Source organism: Streptomyces sp. NPDC002265 (assembly GCF_040296125.1).
Lineage (GTDB): Bacteria > Actinomycetota > Actinomycetes > Streptomycetales > Streptomycetaceae > Streptomyces.
In genome coordinates, this window is the sequence record NZ_JBEOWS010000201.1 from 1 (window position 1) to 17,777 (window position 17,777).

General features: G+C 72.4%; 14 protein-coding genes. 10 read left to right on the forward strand and 4 right to left on the reverse strand.

Annotated features, from left to right (window positions below; all coding sequences use genetic code 11):
• Nucleotides 1-55: 55 nt before the first annotated feature.
• On the reverse strand, nucleotides 56-589 hold the full coding sequence (locus tag ABT085_RS29200; RefSeq protein ID WP_351614268.1) for a TerD family protein: 534 nt from the start codon (nucleotides 587-589) through the stop codon (nucleotides 56-58).
• A 154-nt stretch (nucleotides 590-743) separates the two neighbouring features.
• On the opposite strand from ABT085_RS29200, the gene ABT085_RS29205 reads away from it, so the two are divergent.
• From ABT085_RS29205 to ABT085_RS29215, 3 genes are all read left to right on the forward strand, one after another.
• Nucleotides 744-1,349 (forward strand): YdbC family protein, encoded by a 606-nt coding sequence (locus tag ABT085_RS29205; RefSeq protein WP_351614271.1) that lies wholly within the window; start codon nucleotides 744-746, stop codon nucleotides 1,347-1,349.
• Nucleotides 1,350-1,637: 288 nt separating this feature from the next.
• Nucleotides 1,638-2,297, forward strand: coding sequence for a histidine phosphatase family protein (locus ABT085_RS29210; protein WP_351614274.1), 660 nt, complete (start codon nucleotides 1,638-1,640; stop codon nucleotides 2,295-2,297).
• Nucleotides 2,298-2,338: 41 nt separating this feature from the next.
• On the forward strand, nucleotides 2,339-3,247 hold the full coding sequence (locus tag ABT085_RS29215) for an ADP-ribosylglycohydrolase family protein (protein ID WP_351614276.1): 909 nt from the start codon (nucleotides 2,339-2,341) through the stop codon (nucleotides 3,245-3,247).
• Between the two features lie 143 nt (nucleotides 3,248-3,390).
• On the opposite strand, the gene ABT085_RS29220 is transcribed toward ABT085_RS29215, so the two are convergent.
• Entirely contained in the window at nucleotides 3,391-4,938 is a 1,548-nt protein-coding gene (locus tag ABT085_RS29220) for an MFS transporter (protein ID WP_351614279.1), read from the reverse strand.
• Nucleotides 4,939-5,126: 188 nt separating this feature from the next.
• On the opposite strand from ABT085_RS29220, the gene ABT085_RS29225 reads away from it, so the two are divergent.
• The 3 genes from ABT085_RS29225 (at nucleotide 5,127) to ABT085_RS29235 (ending at nucleotide 7,232) form a co-directional block, all read left to right on the forward strand.
• Nucleotides 5,127-5,750, forward strand: a complete 624-nt coding sequence (locus tag ABT085_RS29225) for a TetR/AcrR family transcriptional regulator (protein WP_351614281.1) — start codon at nucleotides 5,127-5,129, stop codon at nucleotides 5,748-5,750.
• Nucleotides 5,751-5,832: 82 nt separating this feature from the next.
• Nucleotides 5,833-6,534: a ribonuclease HII gene (gene rnhB, locus ABT085_RS29230; RefSeq protein ID WP_351614283.1), complete on the forward strand. Its 702-nt coding sequence runs from the start codon at nucleotides 5,833-5,835 to the stop codon at nucleotides 6,532-6,534.
• A 68-nt stretch (nucleotides 6,535-6,602) separates the two neighbouring features.
• Nucleotides 6,603-7,232 (forward strand): hypothetical protein, encoded by a 630-nt coding sequence (locus ABT085_RS29235; protein WP_351614286.1) that lies wholly within the window; start codon nucleotides 6,603-6,605, stop codon nucleotides 7,230-7,232.
• A gap of 529 nt (nucleotides 7,233-7,761) precedes the next feature.
• Here the strand turns inward: ABT085_RS29235 and ABT085_RS29240 are convergent.
• Complete coding sequence (locus tag ABT085_RS29240) at nucleotides 7,762-8,382, reverse strand: hypothetical protein (protein ID WP_351614289.1); 621 nt, start codon at nucleotides 8,380-8,382, stop codon at nucleotides 7,762-7,764.
• A 342-nt stretch (nucleotides 8,383-8,724) separates the two neighbouring features.
• Entirely contained in the window at nucleotides 8,725-10,890 is a 2,166-nt protein-coding gene (locus ABT085_RS29245) for a RecQ family ATP-dependent DNA helicase (RefSeq protein WP_351614292.1), read from the reverse strand.
• 216 nt (nucleotides 10,891-11,106) lie between these two features.
• Here ABT085_RS29245 and ABT085_RS29250 point away from each other — a divergent pair, with 216 nt between their 5' ends.
• The 4 genes from ABT085_RS29250 to ABT085_RS29265 all read left to right on the forward strand — a co-directional run.
• Complete coding sequence (locus ABT085_RS29250) at nucleotides 11,107-12,636, forward strand: DUF4192 domain-containing protein (protein WP_502982828.1); 1,530 nt, start codon at nucleotides 11,107-11,109, stop codon at nucleotides 12,634-12,636.
• Between the two features lie 591 nt (nucleotides 12,637-13,227).
• The gene (locus ABT085_RS29255) at nucleotides 13,228-15,129 is read left to right on the forward strand and encodes a glycogen debranching N-terminal domain-containing protein (RefSeq protein WP_351614298.1); all 1,902 of its coding nucleotides are present in this window, start codon (nucleotides 13,228-13,230) and stop codon (nucleotides 15,127-15,129) included.
• A gap of 156 nt (nucleotides 15,130-15,285) precedes the next feature.
• The gene (locus ABT085_RS29260; RefSeq protein WP_351614301.1) at nucleotides 15,286-16,044 is read left to right on the forward strand and encodes an NUDIX hydrolase; all 759 of its coding nucleotides are present in this window, start codon (nucleotides 15,286-15,288) and stop codon (nucleotides 16,042-16,044) included.
• 137 nt (nucleotides 16,045-16,181) lie between these two features.
• Nucleotides 16,182-17,777, forward strand: a 1,596-nt coding sequence (locus ABT085_RS29265; RefSeq protein WP_351614304.1) for an ATP-binding cassette domain-containing protein, incomplete at its 3' end; no start/stop codon positions are given.

The window sequence follows — 17,777 nt, forward strand, 5'->3', positions numbered from 1 at the left end:
AATGGGTCGGCACCCCTCTTCCCGTCAGCACCCGCAGCGCCACGGGCGGTGTGGGTCAGGGCCGTTGCTCCCGGCCCATGGTCCGGGTGAAGGTCGCGGGGTCGCCGTCGAAACCCTCGACCCGCGGGCGGAAGGTCCAGCCCCCCGAGGGGTCGCGGACGAACTCCGCGACCGTCGCGGCCGTCGCGCCGAGGACATTGCCGAAGTCGTCCTCGGCCAGGACCAGATAGCCCTCGCGGATACGCAGTCCCGGGTTGAGGACGCCGACGAACGTCCGGTCGGCGGTGCGCTGTTGGATGACGACGCCGACCACCACGCGCGCGTACCGGGTGTCGAGCCGGTCGAGCTCCAGGGTCATGACCTCGTCCCAGCCGAACCCCTTGCCGTCCTTGCTGTCCCGATTGAGGTAGATCGTGCCGTCGGGGGAGCGGCTGTCGAAGTACACCGCGTAGGCAGGGGTGCCGTGCGGATCGCTCGCGAGATACGTCGCGGCGACGATGTCCAGGTCGGTGGGGGGCTCCCCCGGCGGACTCGGATCCCACTTCAGCGCGACTTCGACCTTGCGGATGCCTTTGCTGAGGCCGCTCACCGGACTCCCCTTCCCCGTGCGCCCTGCTGCCCTCGGGCCGAACTGCCCTTTCCGCAGGGCTTTTTGTCCATCCTGCCACGCGCGCGCGGCGATCGGGCGGCTGCTCTCGGCCGCACCGTGACGGGCGCCACGCTCCGGGCCGTACGATGGCGCGGTGCTGGTCAAGTGGATTCGCTGCACCGTGGTGGACCGCCGCGGCTTCGAGCGGGGGCAGCGAAAGTGGGCGGGGCTTCTCGGCGAGCCGGGGTTTCGGGGGCAGGGCGGGGGCTGGAGCAGGGCACGGCCCTCGGTGGCGCATGTCTTCGCGTTCTGGGAGAGCCGCGCGTTCTACGACTCCTTCATGGCCCGTTCCCACGACCGGCTGGCGGCGTCCCAGGCCGGCACGTTCAAGGACAGCCAGGTCAAGCTGTTCGACCACCGCTTCGACGTGAAGACCGGTTTCGAGCCGCGCTTCACGGACGCGGACCTGATCAGGGTGGCCCTCTGCCGCGTCCACGAGGAGCGCGCCGAACACTTCACCCTCATGCAGGAGAAGGTCTGGAATCCCGCGATGGCCGGTTCGCCCGGCATGATCCGCGGGCTGTTCGGCGAGGCGCCGGGGCCCGAGTTCCTGGTCATGTCCATGTGGCGTTCGGAGGCCGAGCACGGCAAGTACCGCACCGAGCGGGTGGAGCGGCTCGCACTGCGGGCCCAGTTGGAGGCGGACGTCGCCGCGCTGACCGGGGACATCGTGGAGATGGAGCCGGGCTGGACGGTGTGACGGGCGTCTGCACGGCGATCGGGCGCGCTTCCGTGCCGTCGTAGAGACTTCGGCGCACCGACTGAATCGAATGTTCGTACGATGTCTGGCGTGCTGATCACGTGTCTTCGTGCGGCCTCGACGTGCTGAACGCGTGCTTTCGTGCGCCCTCGGCCCGGCTGACCTGGCCGGGGTCCGGTTCGGTCGACGTGGTGCTGATGTGGCCCCTGGTGTGAGTTCTGTGTGACCTACGCCGTATACGGGCCGCAGAAGTCTTCGCCGGGCCGTCACTCGATCTAGGGTTTTGGCATGGCACGACCACGGCGCATCGTCCTTGTCCGGCACGGCGAGTCGACGGGCAATGTTGATGACACCGTCTACGAGCGGGAGCCCGACCATGCCCTCGCCCTGACCGAACGGGGCTGGCGGCAGGCCGAGGAGACGGGCAAACGCCTGCGCGAGGTGTTCGGCCGCGAGCGCGTCAGCGTGTACGTCTCCCCGTACCGCCGTACCCACGAGACCTTCCGGGCCTTCCACCTCGACCCCGAGCTCATACGCGTGCGTGAGGAGCCGCGGCTGCGCGAGCAGGACTGGGGGAACTGGCAGGACCGCGACGACGTGCGGTTGCAGAAGACCTATCGGGACGCCTACGGGCACTTCTTCTTCCGCTTCCCCCAGGGCGAGTCCGGCGCCGATGTGTACGACCGGGTCGGCGGCTTCCTGGAGAGCCTGTTCCGCAGCTTCGAGGACCCCGACCACCCGCCGAACGTGCTCCTGGTGACCCACGGACTGGCCATGCGGCTGTTCTGCATGCGCTGGTTCCACTGGACGGTCGCGGAATTCGAGTCGCTGTCGAATCCGGGGAACGCGGAGATCCGGATGCTCGTTCTGCGGGACGACGGCCGGTACACGCTGGACCGGCCGTTCGTGCGCTGGCGAGAGCCGGAACCGTACGGGATCACCGACTAGAGCCGGAACCGTACGGGATCACCGGATAGAGTAGGAGAGCGATGACCCCTGATTCCTCACGCGACGGGCGCCTGGACCGCGCCCTGGCGAGCCTGCGCGGACTGGCGGTGGGGGACGCGCTGGGCTCGCAGTTCTTCGTACCCGTGAACTATCCCCTGCTCAAGCAGCGAGAGCTGCCGCCCGGCCCCTGGCAGTGGACCGACGACACCGAGATGGCATGCTCCGTGGTCGCCGTCCTGGCCGCCCACCACCGCATCGACCAGGACGCCCTGGCCCGGTCCTTCGCCGAGCGCCACGACTTCGACCGCGGTTACGGCCCCGCGGTCAACCGCCTGCTGCGCCTCGTCCGGGAGGGCGGCGACTGGCGTGAGCTGGCCGCGGCGCTCTTCAACGGACAGGGCTCGTGGGGCAACGGCGCCGCGATGCGGATCGCGCCCCTGGGCGCCTACTACGCGGACGATCCCGAGCAGGCGACCCACCAGGCGGAGATCTCCGCCTATCCGACGCACCAGCACCGTGAGGCCGTCGTCGGCGCCATGGCCGTCGCCGCGGCCGCCGCGCTGGCGGGCGCCCCGGGCGGGCCGCCCAGCGCCGAGGAGCTGCTGGACGGAGTGGTCGCGCTGATCCCGAAGAGCGCCGTCGGCGCGGGGCTGCGGCGCGCCCGGAGCATGCTGGACTACGGTGACGCGGGCACGGTCGCGGCCGTGCTGGGCTGCGGACGGCGTACGACCGCCCAGGACACGGTGCCCTTCGCCCTCTGGTCGGCGGCGCGAGCGCTGGGCGACTACGAAGAGGCCTTCTGGACGACCGCACAGGTCGGCGGCGACGTGGACACGACCTGCGCGATCGTGGGCGGGGTGCTCGCCGCGGGCAAGGCGGGGGCACCGCCGGCCGGCTGGCTGGAGCAGACGGAGGCCCTGCCGGACTGGGCCGTGCCGACGTCTGCGTGAACCGGTGCGGGGCCGGACCGTGTGAACCGGTGCGGGGGACCGGACCCCGTGAACCGGTGTGGGGGACCGGACCGCCGACGGTCCCGTCGTGGGACCGTCGGGCGCGGCCCGGTCACCCCTGGTGCCTCGTGGGACCGACCGGATCAGCCGGCCGTGGGGCCCGCCGTCCCCGCGAGCGCATCCAGATCGCTCTTGCGGACCCGGATCACCAGCCAGGCCGTCACCAGGGCGAGCAGGGCCATGGCGGCGGCCGGGACGAACGCCGTGGAGATGCCCTCGGCGAGTACCTCGTGCCCCCAGGGCGCGGGCAGTTGGTGCGTCCTGGCGAACTCCGCCTTCTGTTCCGCCGAACCGTCGGCGAGGAACTTCGGCAGCTGCTTCTCCGCCTCGTTCTTGCTGGCCGTGCCGAACACGGTGGTCAGAATGGACAGGCCGAGCGAACCACCCACCTGCTGCGTCGCGTTGAGCAGCCCGGAAGCGGCACCCGCCTCGTGCTGGGCGACCCCGGAGACCGCGGTCACCGTCACCGTGACGAAGTTCAGCCCCATACCGAAACCGAAGATCAGCATCGGCCCCAGCACCCCGCCCGCGTAGGAGCTGTCGGGGCTGATGAGGGACTGCCAGGCGAGCCCGACCACCACGAGCGCGGAGCCGGTGAGCAGGAACGGCTTGGGGCCGAGCACCGGAAGGAAGCGTTGCGACAGCCCGGCCCCGACGGCGATCGCGGCCGTCACGGGCAGAAAGGCGACACCCGCCATGATCGGGCTGTAGCCGAGCACGTTCTGCACGAACAGCACGATGTAGAAGAACATGCCGAACATCGCCGCCGCGAGGCTCAGCATGATCACGTACGTGCCCGAGCGGTTGCGGTCGCTGAACATCCGCAGCGGGGTGATCGGCTCCCGGGCCCGCCTCTCGATGAACACGAAGGCGATCAGCAGTACTGCCGCGACCCCGAAGGAACCGCGGGCGAGGCCGTCCCGCCAGCCTTCCTCGGCGGCTCGGATGAAGCCGTACACCAAGGACGCCATGCCTACCGTCGAGGTCAGCGCGCCCGCGATGTCGAAGCGTCCGGGGTGCCGTTCGGACTCGTTGATGTAGAGCGGGGCCAGTACGGCGATCAGCACACCGATCGGCACGTTGACGAAGAGCACCCACCGCCAGTCGAGCCACTGGGTGAGCATGCCTCCCGCGAGCAGGCCGATGGCTCCGCCGCCCGCGGACACGGCGGCGAACACACCGAAGGCCCGGTTGCGTTCCGGGCCCTCCGGGAAGGTGGTGGTGATGAGCGCCAGCGAGGTGGGCGAGGCGATCGCGCCCCCCATGCCCTGCAGGGCGCGCGCCGCGAGCAACTGCCAGGGCTCCTGGGCGAGCCCGCCCAGGAGCGAGGCGAAGGTGAACAGCAGGATGCCGGTCATGAACACCCGACGGCGGCCCAGGATGTCACCCGCCCGCGCGCCGAGCAGCAGCAGCCCGCCGAAGGTGAGGGTGTAGGCGCTGACCACCCAGGTGAGATCGGTCGTGCTGAATTCGAGCGCTTCTTGAATGTGCGGGAGAGCGATGTTCACAATCGTCGCGTCGAGTACCACCATGAGTTGGCAGGCCGCGATGACCGTGAGCGCTATGCCGGGATGCCCCTCCCGGCGGGCCGCTCCTGGCTTCTGGTTCTTGATCAACTGAGAGGTTGTCACGATGGGTCCCCCACAAGAGCGTTAGTGAACGCTCGCGTTCACTGTCGCGTCAACGGTAGTGAGTCCCCGATAGTGAACGCAAGCGTTCACTTAATGCTTTACCGGCCGGCGTGTCCCCCAACGGCGCCGCGCGGCACCCCCCTTGTCCCCGGAAACACCCGCATCCCCTGCACGTTGGAGACGCTCAGATGGTTACTTCGCGCTGGACGGCCGCCCCCGCTCAGGCGGCCTCGCTCCGGCGGCGCGGCGTCGTACTCGAACGCGCGATCCTGGACGCCGCGCTGGAGCAACTCGGCACGGTCGGCTGGAACAGCCTCACCATGGAAGGAGTCGCCGCCGGCGCCCAGACGGGCAAGGCCGCGGTCTACCGGCGATGGCCGTCGAAGGAGGATCTGGTCGCGGACGCGCTCCAGGCCGGACTGCCGCGACTGGACGCGGCCCCCGACCTGGGAGGCGTGCGCTCGGACCTGATCGCGCTGTGCCTGCAGGCGCGTGCGGCGATGTTCTCGCGCCCCGGGCTCGCCCTGCGCTCGGTGATTCACGAATGCGACCAGGCGCAGGCGGAACGCTTCCATCAGGTGATCGTCGGAGGGGTCGTGGAGCCGACCATAAGGATGCTGCGCGAGATCATCGAGCGTGGTATCGGGCGGAACGAGGTCCGATCCGACGCGATCAGCAGCTACGTCCTCGACGCCATCCCAGCCATGATGATGTACCGATCGAAGATGTGCGTGAGCGAATGGAGCGACCTGGAGATCGAGGAGATGATCGACCAGCTGATGATGCCGCTGCTGCGTCCCGCCGGTGCCTGAGGGCGTTGCGGTGAGACGCCGAGGGCGCTCGGGCAAACCGGGGTGTCGCGCGGGGATCCGGGCGGCGTAGGCTAAGGGCGCCATGCCGTACGAACCACCTACCCACACCGTCGAGCGCTCCCTGCGCGCCACGACCGGAGCGAAGGTCATTGCCGGTGTCGACGAAGTGGGGCGCGGTGCGTGGGCCGGTCCCGTCACCGTCTGCGCGGCGGTCACCGGACTGCGCCGGCCCCCGCAGGGGCTCACCGACTCGAAGCTGCTCACCGTCAAGCGGCGCACCGAACTCGCCCTGGAACTCCGGACGTGGGTGACGTCGTACGCCTTGGGTCACTCCTCTCCGGAGGAGATCGACGACCTGGGGATGACGGCGGCGCTGCGGCTGGCGGCGGTGCGCGCGCTCGAAGCCCTGCCGGTCCGGCCCGACGCGGTGATCCTCGACGGGAAGCACGACTACCTGGGCGCGCCCTGGCAGGTGCGCACGGTCATCAAGGGCGACCGGTCCTGCGTGGCCGTCGCGGCGGCCTCGGTGATCGCCAAGGTGGAGCGCGACAAAATGATGGCCGAACTCGGCATCGACCATGCAGACTTCGGCTTTGCGGACAACGCGGGCTATCCGTCGCCCGTCCACAAGGCCGCACTGGAGGAGCGGGGCCCCACCCCGTACCACCGGTTGTCGTGGGCGTATCTTGATGCGCTGCCCCAGTGGCGGCATCTCAAGAAGGCCCGCAGCTGGGCGGATGGACGCGTTCCGGAGATCGAGGGTCAGCTCGGCTTCGACTTCTGACGATTCCGCTCGCGCCGATGTGTCACCCGCTGACGCGAGCCGCACCAATGTTTGATAAATAACAGCTCATGCCTCTCATTCCCGAGGAGCCTCAGATTCACGAGAGTGCCCAGGGTCCCCGCGCCACTCCGGCCAGCGGCCGCACTGCGCCGACCCCCCGTCCCGTACCCGGACCACGTCCCGCGGCGCCATCGCGCCCCGGTCGTCCCGGACCTCTTCGGCCCGCGCCGCCGGTGCAACGCATTCCGCGCGACGTGGCCAAGCCCGAACCGTCGGGCCCCGCTGTTCCCGCCCCCGCCGCCCCGGCGACTCCGCAGCTCCAGCTGATCCCGGCTTCGGCCGAGGGTGCGCTCGACGCCGCGGAGGAAGCCGTGGACCTGCTCCTGGACTCGGGTCGAGTCCCCGGTGACGTACTTGTGCTCACCACCGGCGATCCGCACCCCTGGGCCGCTCACGAGCTGTCCTTCGGTGAAGCCTCCTACTGGGCGCAGCACGACACGCGAGACGACGTCTTCTACACCGACGTCACCATCGCGGGCCGTGCGGGATCCCGTCCCGTGGTCGTCGTGGCCGTCAACGGCGGCACGGCCGACGCCGCCGCCTCCGCGCTGTCGCTCGCTCGGGCCAAGGCCGGTGTGCTGCTGATCGTCTGCGGTGACCCGCAGCAGATCAACACGCTGCCGGGCGCAGGCGCCTGAATCCAGCACGTCGGTTCCGGCAGACGCCGGAGCGACGGGGTGCCGCCGTGGTGGCATCGGCACGGTGGGCGTTTCGGCATGCCCGGGCGGCCGTGGGCGTGCGCTCCGGGCACGCCCACGCCCGCTCCGGGAATGCCGCACTGAGGCGCGCCGTGGGGCGGGCATTGCCGCCCGGCCGTGCGCGGTGCCCGGCGTTTGCCGGGCTGTGGCGTTGGATGTTTGCCGGGCCATGGTGTTCGGCGTCCGCCGGACTGTGGCGTTCGGCGTCCGCCGGGTCGTAGGCGTCCGGCGAGCAGGGGCAGTCCCGGCGATGTCAGGACGGTACGGGCACCCCACGGCGAGGCCAGGTCACGCTTCGCGTACGGAAGTCGTACTCCGTACGGAAGCGCACCACCTGACAGGAAGCCGTACGCGGCTCGTCGGCGCCTTGAGGGCGCGGCCGAGCCCGCCGTCCGCGCCCATGCCGGTGGCCCGTGCTCACCCGGACCGCACGGGCCGGACTCCGCCCGTGCCGCCGGGCGGCGGGACCTCAGCGGGCGGCCGCCCGCAGCAGGACCTCCGAAGCGGCGCCACCGGTCCGGGGTATACGCGGCGGCATCTCGGACAACGCGAAGGGCTCCGGCGCCGAGTCGGCGTGCGGACGACGGCCACCACGGCCCTCGCCGAAGACCTGCCAGCCGTCGTCGGTCAGCGTGATGTACGCCCCGCACCGCAGTCCGTGCAGTGTGCAGGCGTCGCGCAGCCCCCACATCCAGGCGCCGTCCTCCTCCGTCCAGCGGGCGTCGCCCTCCCGGCAGTAGAGCAGCACCGCGGTGCGTACCGGGGTGCGGCGCCGCAGGTCGTGCGGAATGACCCGGCGTAGTTGGGCGAGCAGCGCGTTACGGAACATCCAGCCGTCGGCCGGAGCCGACCGGCGGACGAAGGAGGCACTCGCCTGTACGCGTTCCTCCTGGTCGAGAACCGCCACGACCGCCATCGCCGGCCGAGGGCTGTGCCGGGAATGGAGGCCGCTGACGACCTCTCGTGGGTTGCGCAGCAGCGGAATTCCTGCGGCGGCCCACTCCGCGGGTTCGAGCATGCGGCTGACGGAAGCGGCGGACGTGGATGTCGACAACGATGCTGCCGAGGACGGAGCGAATCCGAAGGTCACGGTCCTCCCTTCGGCTACGCGCCCACTGCGGGCGGGTCGGATTCGGGGGAGCGCGCACCGCAGCAAAGCCCTACCTGATCACGGACGAGCCGTGCGGGGAGCGGAGCTCAATTCTTGCTGTCGAACTTGGATGCGGCAACGAGCAATTGGGGCCACCGACCTGTATGTAGCCGTGTGTGACTTATATCCCTACCCCGTGTTTCACCCGGTGATACGCGGGGCGGCTTCGTACGGTCCGTTCTGCGCTGGTGAGGAAACGGAGCGTGGCGAATTCGAGTGCCCGCGCCCATGTCCCGCGCCCATGTCCCGCGCCCATGTCCCGCGCCCATGTCCCGCGTCCGGTCAGCCCTGCACGGCGAGCACCAGCGGCAGCACCTCCTGAGCCCCGGCCCGGCGCAGCATCCGGGCCGCCACCGCCAGCGTCCAGCCGGTCTCGGTGAAGTCGTCCACGAGCAGGACCGGCCCGCGGGCCTCGGCGAGCGCGGCAGCGAGCGCGGGCGGCACGGTCAGCGCCCCGTCGAGCGCCTTGAGGCGCTGAGCACTGTTGCTGCGGAAGACCGCGGCGGCGTCCCCCGCGTACTCCATGCTGCCGAGCAGCGGCAGACGGCCGACCTCCGCGATACGGGCACCCAGGGACTGCACCAGCCGCGGCCGGGTGCGGGAGGCGACCGTGACCACACCCACCGGGCGCTGCCGGGCGTCCGCAGCGCCCGAGGCCCAGCCGTCGGGACCCTTCGCCCAGTCGGCCAGCACACCCACCACGGCCTTCGCGACATCGTCCGGAACCGGCCCGTCGGGGGACGTGGGCGTGAGCATCGGCCGCAGCCGGTTTCCCCAGCCGATGTCCGACAATCGCCCCAGCGCGCGCCCCGAAGCGGCCTGTTCGGCGGCGGGAATCCGCCCCTTGAGCTCCACACCGATCGCCGGCAGCCCCGTGGGCCACATACGGCGCGGCTCCACCTCGACGCCGGCCCGGCCCAGATCGCCGCGCGCGGCCTCCACCGAGACCGAGGACGTGTCGGCGACGAAGCGCGCGCCCGCGCAGTTGTCGCACCGGCCGCAGGGCTTGGCCCCCTCGTCGTCGAGCTGCCGCTGGAGGAACTCCATCCGGCAGTCCGTCGTCCGCGCGTACTCGCGCATCGCCTGCTGTTCGGCCTTCCGCTGCCGCGCCACCCAGGCGTACCGCTCCGTGTCGTAGGTCCACGGCTGTCCGGTGGCGACCCAGCCGCCCTTGACCCGCCGGACCGCCCCGTCCACGTCGAGCACCTTGAGCATCGTCTCCAGCCGGGAGCGGCGCAGTTCCACCAACGGCTCCAGAGCGGGCAGCGACATCGGCCGGCCCGCGTGGGCGAGCGCGTCGATGGTCCGGCGCACCAGATCCTCCGGCGGGAAGGCGAGCGAGGCGAAGTACTCCCAGATCGCCTCGTCCTCCTTTCCGGGAAGAAGGAGCACCTCGGCATGTTCGACACCGCGACCGGCACGGCCGACCTGCTGGTAGTAGGCGATGGGGGAGGAGGGCGACCCCAGGTGCACCACGAAGCCCAGGTCGGGCTTGTCGAATCCCATCCCGAGGGCGGAGGTGGCGACCAGCGCCTTGACCTTGTTGCCGAGCAGATCGTCCTCGGCCTGCTGCCGGTCGGCGTTCTCCGTCTTTCCCGTGTACGAGGCGACGGTGTGCCCGCGTTGCCGCAGGAAGGCGGAGACCTCCTCGGCGGCCGCCACGGTGAGCGTGTAGATGATCCCCGATCCCGGCAGCTCGTCCAGGTGGTCGGCGAGCCACGCCATCCGGTGGGCGGCGTCCGGCAGCGCCAGCACCCCCAGACTCAGGCTGTCCCGGTCCAGCGGGCCGCGCAGCACCAGGGCGTCCGACGTGCCCCCGGTGCCGAGTTGTTCGGCGACATCGGCGGTCACACGCGCGTTGGCGGTGGCGGTGGTCGCGAGCACCGGCACGCCTGCCGGGAGATCGGTGAGCATGGTCCGCAGACGGCGGTAGTCGGGGCGGAAGTCGTGGCCCCAGTCGGAGATGCAGTGCGCCTCGTCCACGACGAGGAGTCCGGTGGCGGCGGCCAGCTTCGGCAGCACCTGGTCCCGGAAGTCCGGGTTGTTCAGCCGCTCCGGGCTGACCAGCAGGACGTCCACCGTGCCGGCGGCGATCTCGCCCTGGACCGTCTCCCACTCCTCCGTGTTCGCGGAGTTGATGGTCCGGGCGTGGATGCCGGCCCGGGCCGCGGCGTCGACCTGGTTGCGCATCAGCGCCAGCAACGGGGAGACGATCACCGTGGGACCGCTGCCCCGGGCCCGCAGCAGTGAAGTCGCCACGAAGTAGACCGCGGACTTGCCCCACCCCGTGCGCTGCACCACCAGCGCCCGGCGCTTCTCGGCGACCAGCGCCTCGATCGCCCGCCACTGGTCCTCGCGCAGCCGGGCCGCGCCGGTGGGGTCCCCGACGAGGCGGGCGAGGACCGTGTCGGCGGCCGCCCGCAGATCCGCGTTGCTCGTGTGCTCCATGCGGTCCATACAACACGACCGCACTGACAGGCGGCGGTTGCGGCGGGATCCGCCCGGGTTCCGGCGGGGCTCCGGTGGGGTTCCGTCGGGGTTCCGGCGTGATGATGTGTCCCTGATCGGAGTTGTCCACAGGGTCAAGCGGAGCTTCGTAATCCGCGAGATTGTCGGCGCATGACGAATCACGGCGAAACGACTGGATCGTTCGAAAACGGCGACATGGCACAGCACGCGGGCATGGAGCACCACTCCTTCGCAGAGGCCGCCGACACGCACCACGTCACCCTGCGCACCCCGGCCGAGCTGGCCGATGCCCTGCCCTATCTGCTCGGGTACCGGCCGGAGGACAGCATCGTCCTGGTCGCCCTGCACGACCAGGGCGGCCGGGGCCGGTTCGGCGGCAGGGCCCGGCTCGGCATTCCGGCCGGCCCCGACGACTGGGCCTCGGCAGCCCGGCAGCTGGCGCACGGACTGGTGACCGGCAGCGAGCGCAGGGGCCGCCGGCCCGCGCAGATGGTCGCCTACCTCTGCCAGGAACCGGGCAAGGGGGAATCGGGCCGGCACGTCATGGAGCGGCTGCGACCCCTGGCCCAGCACATCCGTCTCGAGTGCGGTCTCCTCGACGCGCCGGTCGTCGAAGCGCTGTGCGTCTCGGACGGCCGTCTGTGGTCGTACTGCTGCACCGGCGAAGCCTGCTGTCCGGCCGAAGGCATCGCGATGGGCCTGCCCGGCACCTCCGTGCTGGCCGCCGCGGCCACCTACGCCGGACTCCAGGTGCGCGGCACCCTGCGTGAACTCCGGGCCAGGCTGCTGCCCTGGGAGACGGCGGCGGCGCTCGACCAGGAGGCGGCCCTGGACGGCGCCGGCCGGAAGCTGGTCCCCAGGATCCTTGACGACACGAGCCGTGCCCTGGTGGCGGACGAGACCATGGCGCTGGCCCGGCAGGTCATGCGGCGCTACGCCGGGGCGCCTGCCGTCTCCGGCACGCTCATGGCCGACGGCCGCGACGACGAACTGCTGGAGCACACCGAAGCCGCGGCTCTCATCCTCGGACTTCAGGACCGCACCACCCGGGACTGGGCCGCCGCATGGATGGAGGGCGACGAGGCGGGCCCCGCACTCCGGCTCTGGCGCGCACTCGCCCGTCGCTGCGTGGGGTCCTACGGCGAACACGCCGCCGTGCCGCTCACGCTGGCCGGGTGGGTCGCATGGTCGACCGGCGACGAACTGGAGGCCAGGGAAGCGCTGGCCATGGCTCTGGGTGCCGACCCGGAGTACCTCTTCGCGCGTCTGCTGCACCAGGCCTGCAACGAGGGCCTCGATCCGGAGTCGGTCCGCCGCTGCCTGCGCACCGAGCGCCAGGAACGCGAGCGCTGCGGGCGTCCCGTGTCCGAGCAGGCCGAGCAGGCCGAGCAGGCAGTGGAAGCGGGGTGTACGGAGACCGACGTCCTGGCCTCGGACGGGATGACCGAGCCGGTCGCCGATGACGCGGCCGCACCGCCGCCGGGTTCCGCCGCGAGCCCCGCGGCCGCCTCCGCCCCGGTAGAGGCGTCCCGGCGTCGACGTCGCGCCCGCCGGGCCGGTACGGCGGAGGACCGCGCCGGTACCACCGCACCGGGCCACACGCGACCGTCAGGCGCGGGTACGGGGAAGGCCGCCGGGCGGCGCCGGGGCGCGAGCGGCGCGGGAGGCGTGCGCCTCGGCCGCGGTGACGCCGAGGGGGAGAGGGGAGGGGGAGAGGCACCGTGACACCGCCATTCGGTGGGGCTGTCCCGGTGGGGCCGTGACCCGAGGGTTCCCCGCTCCGTTCACCTGAGTGGCGGAACGCGTGGACGGGGCGCGCCGCCACAGCCCACGTACCGCCCGCCCCGGCACTCCGCCCGGCGCCGCCCACGCCAGGGGCGCACAGAGCGCAGAAGAAGCCACCGTATGCACAGAGACCAGCCCACTCCGCCCTCCGCCGCCGATACCTCCTTCGCCGCCGGCCCTCCCGCACCACCCTCTCCGCTCGGCGCGGAGCCGCGGGCCGCGGACGATTCCGGTGCGGGCCGCGACCAGCCGTCCGCGCCCGGGAGCCCTGACCGGACCCCCCAGCCCACGGCCCAGGACCGCACCGCCCGGCCCACGGGAGACGGATCCCCCGCTTCGCCTTCCTCCCCTGCGCCCGCAGGCCGAACGCAGCCGCCCTTGCCGGCGAACCGTGCGTGGGCGCCGTCCCCGCGCGGCGGCCCGGCGCGCCGTCCCCCCACCACCCCGTCAGGAGGGGCTCCGCAGCAGACCCCACCCCCCACACCGCGCCGCGCCACCGATCTGCCTCCCACCCACACCGCACTGATCTGCGTGGCCCTTCCCGGGCTCGCGATCTCCACGGATCAGGCGCAGCTCACCGGGCGGGGACTGGAGGGGTACTACCGAGCGGGCCGACGTCTGCTGTCCCGTTGCCAGGTCCGCGTGGCCGGGCGCGAACCGCTGGCGGTCCAGGCCCGGATGGCCACGGCGGACCAGGCCCGCTTCCTGGGGACCCTGCGCTCCTCGCCCGGCGCGGGCCCCGATCCGGACATCGTCGTCGAGCGCATCCGCCACGCGGACGGCACGGAGCGGATCACGCTGCACAGCACCTCGCCACGCCCCCTGCGTTTCCCGGTCGAGGTGGCTCTGGGCACCGACCTGGCCGACCTGGGCGCCATCGCGTCCGGGACCGCGGGGCCCGAGCTGCCCGCCAGCGTCCACGACGGCGGCCTGCGCTGGACCTGCGCCCTCGGCACGTCGGCGGTCACCGCCGATCCGCCGCCGGCCGACGCGCTGGCCTCGGCGGGCCTGCTGCGCTGGGACGTCGAACTGCCTCCCGGAGGCAGGACGACTCTGGAACTGCGCGTGCGATCGGACGGCGCCGGACCCGTTCGCGCGGTGGGCCGCACGGCGACGACTCCGCTCGCCGCCGCTCGGGCGACCGGTGAGCATCCGGGCGCCCAGGCCCTGATGCGGGTGAGCGTCGAGGACCTCCAGGCACTGCTGCTGCGCGACCCGGCGCACCCTGCCGACACCTACCTCGCGGCCGGAGTGCCCTGGCGCTGCGGACTGGCGCCGGCCGAGGCGCTCACCGCGGCCCGGATGACCCTGCCGCTCGGCACCCGGCTGGCCGCGAGCACACTGCGCGTCCTCGCCCGCACCCAGCTCCCGGGCTCGGGCGCGATCCCGGGTCCGCTGCGGGACGCGGGCCCGCGACTGCCGCCGACCTGTACATCCACCGAGGCCACCGTGCTGTTCCCGGTGCTTCTCGCGGAGGCGCGCCGCTGGGGGTTGCCCGAGCGCGAGACCGAGGAACTGCTGCCGGCGGCCGAACGCTGTCTGACCTGGCTGCGGACCACGGTGGGCGACGACGGAACCTATCTGTACGACCCGCAGACCGACGGCCCCGCCCGCTGCGAGACGCAGGCCCACGCCCACCGTGCCGCACTGCTCGGCGCCGATCTGCTGGACGCCTGCGGACGGCCCGGCGGTGACGGACTGCGGCAGTGGGCGAGAGCACTGCGGGGCGCGTTCCGGGAGGACTTCTGGGTCGAACACCCCGGCGGCGGTCGGCCCGCGGCCGCGCGTGCCTCGGACGGACGCCTCCTGACGCACTTCGGCGCCTTCGCCGTCCACCTGCTCGACACCGGCCTGCTCGGCGAGGGCGAACTGGCACCGGGTCTGCTGGACAAGGTGCGGACGGAGCAGCTCGCCCGACTGCTCGGCGGCCCGGCGATGGACTCCGGCTGGGGGCTGCGCGGGCTCGGCGCCGACGAAGCGGGCTACAACCCCCTCGGTCACCGCGGCGGTGCCGTGCGGGTCCAGGAGACAGCCGTGGCCGTCGCGGGTCTGGCCGCCGCGGGGTACGAGAAGGAGGCGACCTCACTGCTGCGCGGAGTCCTGACGGCAGCCGAGACCTTCGGCCACCGACTGCCGGAGATGTACGCGGGCGAGCAGCGCACCGACGGGAGCGCTCCCGTACCGCACCCCGCGGCCTGCCGCCCGGCGGCCGTCGCGGCAGCCGCCGGGGTCCTGATGCTGACCACTCTCGCCGGGATCCGCCCCGACGTTCCGGCCGGCACCGTGACGCTGCGTCCCGTGCGCAGCGCGCCCCTGGGCGAGATCGGCCTGACCGGTCTGCGCGTCGCGGGCGCGCCCTTCTCGGTGCGGGTCGGCAGACTCGGCCTCGCCATGGTCGAGGAGGCGGCCGACGGACTCCAACTCGGAGCCTGACCGCAAGCCGCATCACACCGCACAGAGCGCCACACCGTCTCTCGGAGGCCCGGGCGGGGAGGCCGCCGTGAGGTGCTCTTCGAACGGAGCGGACCGGCCGTCGATGGGACCGGCGAAGGGAGTGTTTATCGTCAGGAAGACGACTATGATCACGGCATGCCCTACGACCCGTCAGCCTTTCCGCCCTTTGCCGTCACCGTGGACCTGGTCGTGCTGACCGTGCGCCGTCATGCCCTGTGCGCGCTGGCGGTACGCAGGGGGGAATCGCCGTTCCAGGGGCGTTGGGCGCTTCCCGGCGGCTTCGTACGGGCCGACGAGGACCTTTCGCAGGCCGCGGCGCGCGAGCTCGCCGAGGAGACGGGGCTGCGGGCCCACGACCCGGACGTCCCCGCCCAGGACAACGGTGCCCACCTCGAACAGCTCGCCACCTACGGCGACCCCAAGCGGGACCCGCGGATGCGTGTGGTCAGCGTCGCTCACCTCGCGCTCGCCCCGGATCTGCCGGCACCCCGCGCCGGCGGCGACGCCAGCAACGCGCGCTGGGCGCCCGTGGAGGAACTGCTGCAGCAGGGCGGTTACGGCCGTGACGGCGAACCTGTCGCGCCGCTCGCCTTCGACCACGCCCAGATCCTCTCCGACGGCGTGGAGCGCGCCCGCTCCAAGATCGAGTACTCGTCGCTGGCCACGGCGTTCTGCCCCACCGAGTTCACCGTCGGCGAGCTGCGGCGGGTCTACGAGGCCGTGTGGGGCGTGGCGCTCGACCCGCGCAACTTCCACCGCAAGGTGACGGGCACGCCCGGCTTCCTGGTCCCCACCGGCGGCACCACCACCCGGCAGGGCGGCCGCCCCGCCCAGCTGTTCCGTGCCGGCGGCGCCACGCTGCTCAACCCTCCGATGCTCCGCCCCGAGGTCTGAACCCGGCCGCCGGAAGCCGTCATTGCGGCGGGCCGTCCCGCGCTGACGGGCAGGGCACCGGGCCAACCGGTCGTCTGCCGCCGCAGCACGCCGTGCGATACCTGGCAAATTGGACATAGCGCGCTATCTTGCTTCAGGTGATCCAGGCCTTCGGACTGACCAGCAACCACCGCAAGGACCGTCCGCCCGTGGTCGACGACGTCTCCTTCGAGGCGCGCGGGGGCCGCGTGACCACGCTGCTCGGCGCAGCGGACGCGGGCAAGACCACGGCTCTGAAACTCATGCTCGAACTCCAACACGGCCGTGGTGTCACCCACTTCAGAGGGCGCCCCCTGCACCACATCCCTCATCCGTCGCACGAGGTGGGCGTGCTCCTCGGAGATGTCCCGGGGCATCCGGCCCGCACGGTCCGCGGCCACCTCCGCATGCTGTGCGCCGCCTCCGGGGTCCCGGCGCGCAGAGCCGACGAAGTCCTCGAAGTCGTCGGCCTCGTCAGTCTGCGCCACGAGCGCCTCGGCACCCTCTCGCGCGGCGTGGACCGACGCCTCGGTCTCGCCTGTGCTCTGCTGCCCGACCCGCACACCCTCGTGCTCGACAGCCCCACAGCGGGCCTCAACGCCCGTGAGGGCCGGTGGCTGCACGGAATGCTGCGCGCACACGCCACTCAAGGCGGCACGGTCCTGCTCACCACCGCCGACCCCAAGGAGGCCGCCCGCACCGCCGACCGGATCGTCACGCTGGAGCGGGGCCGGGTCGTCGCCGACCAGGAGGCCGAGGACTTCGCCCGCACGCGGCTGCGCCCCCGTGTCGTCGTCCGCAGCCCGCAGGCCGCCCGGCTCGCGGCCGTGCTCTCGCAGGAGGCCCGCGCCGCCCGACGGTCCGTCGAGGTGGCGCAGGACGGCGGCAACCGCCTCTCCGTCTACGGCAGTACCTGTGCCGACGTCGGCGAGACCGCGTTCCGGCACGGCATCCTCGTACACAAACTCGCCGACGAGACCGGCGACATGGGGCCTGGAGCCGAGGCCGGGCAGAGCGGCCCCTGGAACGGCGAACTGCCCGACGCGGGTGAGTCGGGGGCGAGGGCCCACCGCAAGGGGAGGCTCCCCGTCGTTCCCGACGCCGCCCCCCTCGTCGTCGGTCCACCTCCGGCTCCCACGGAGACCTCCCCCGAACCCGACACCGCCCACCCCGTCGGCCGGCCCCATCCGTCCGCCGAGGACCTGCCGTCCGCGGAGGTGCCGCATCCGTCGGCCGGCGACCCGTCGTCCGTCGATGTGCCGCATCCGTCCGACGGCGGTCCGTCCTCACACGACGCTCCGCATCCGTCCGCGGACGAGTCGCCGTCCGCCGACGTTCCGCATCCGTCCCCCGACTTTCCGCGACCGTCCGTGGACGAGCCGATGTCCGCCGACGTTCCGCATCCGTCCGTCGACGAGTCGCTCCCGTCCGCCGACGGGCCACCGTCCGTCGGCGTTCGGCAGCCCACGACCGACGCGCCGCTCCCGCTCACCGACGCGCCGCTCCCGCTCACCGACGTATTCGCCGACGCGCGACCCCAGCGCACCGACGCATCGCTTCCGTCCCCGGCCACGTCACTGCATCCCCGTAGGGCGACCGTCCCGGGCGGCGGGGAGACGGCCAATGTCCCGGAGGCACCCAAGGCCCGAGAGGCGTCCGAGGCCCGAGAGACGGCCGGGACCGCGGAGATGCCCGGCGTCGCGGATATCCGCGAC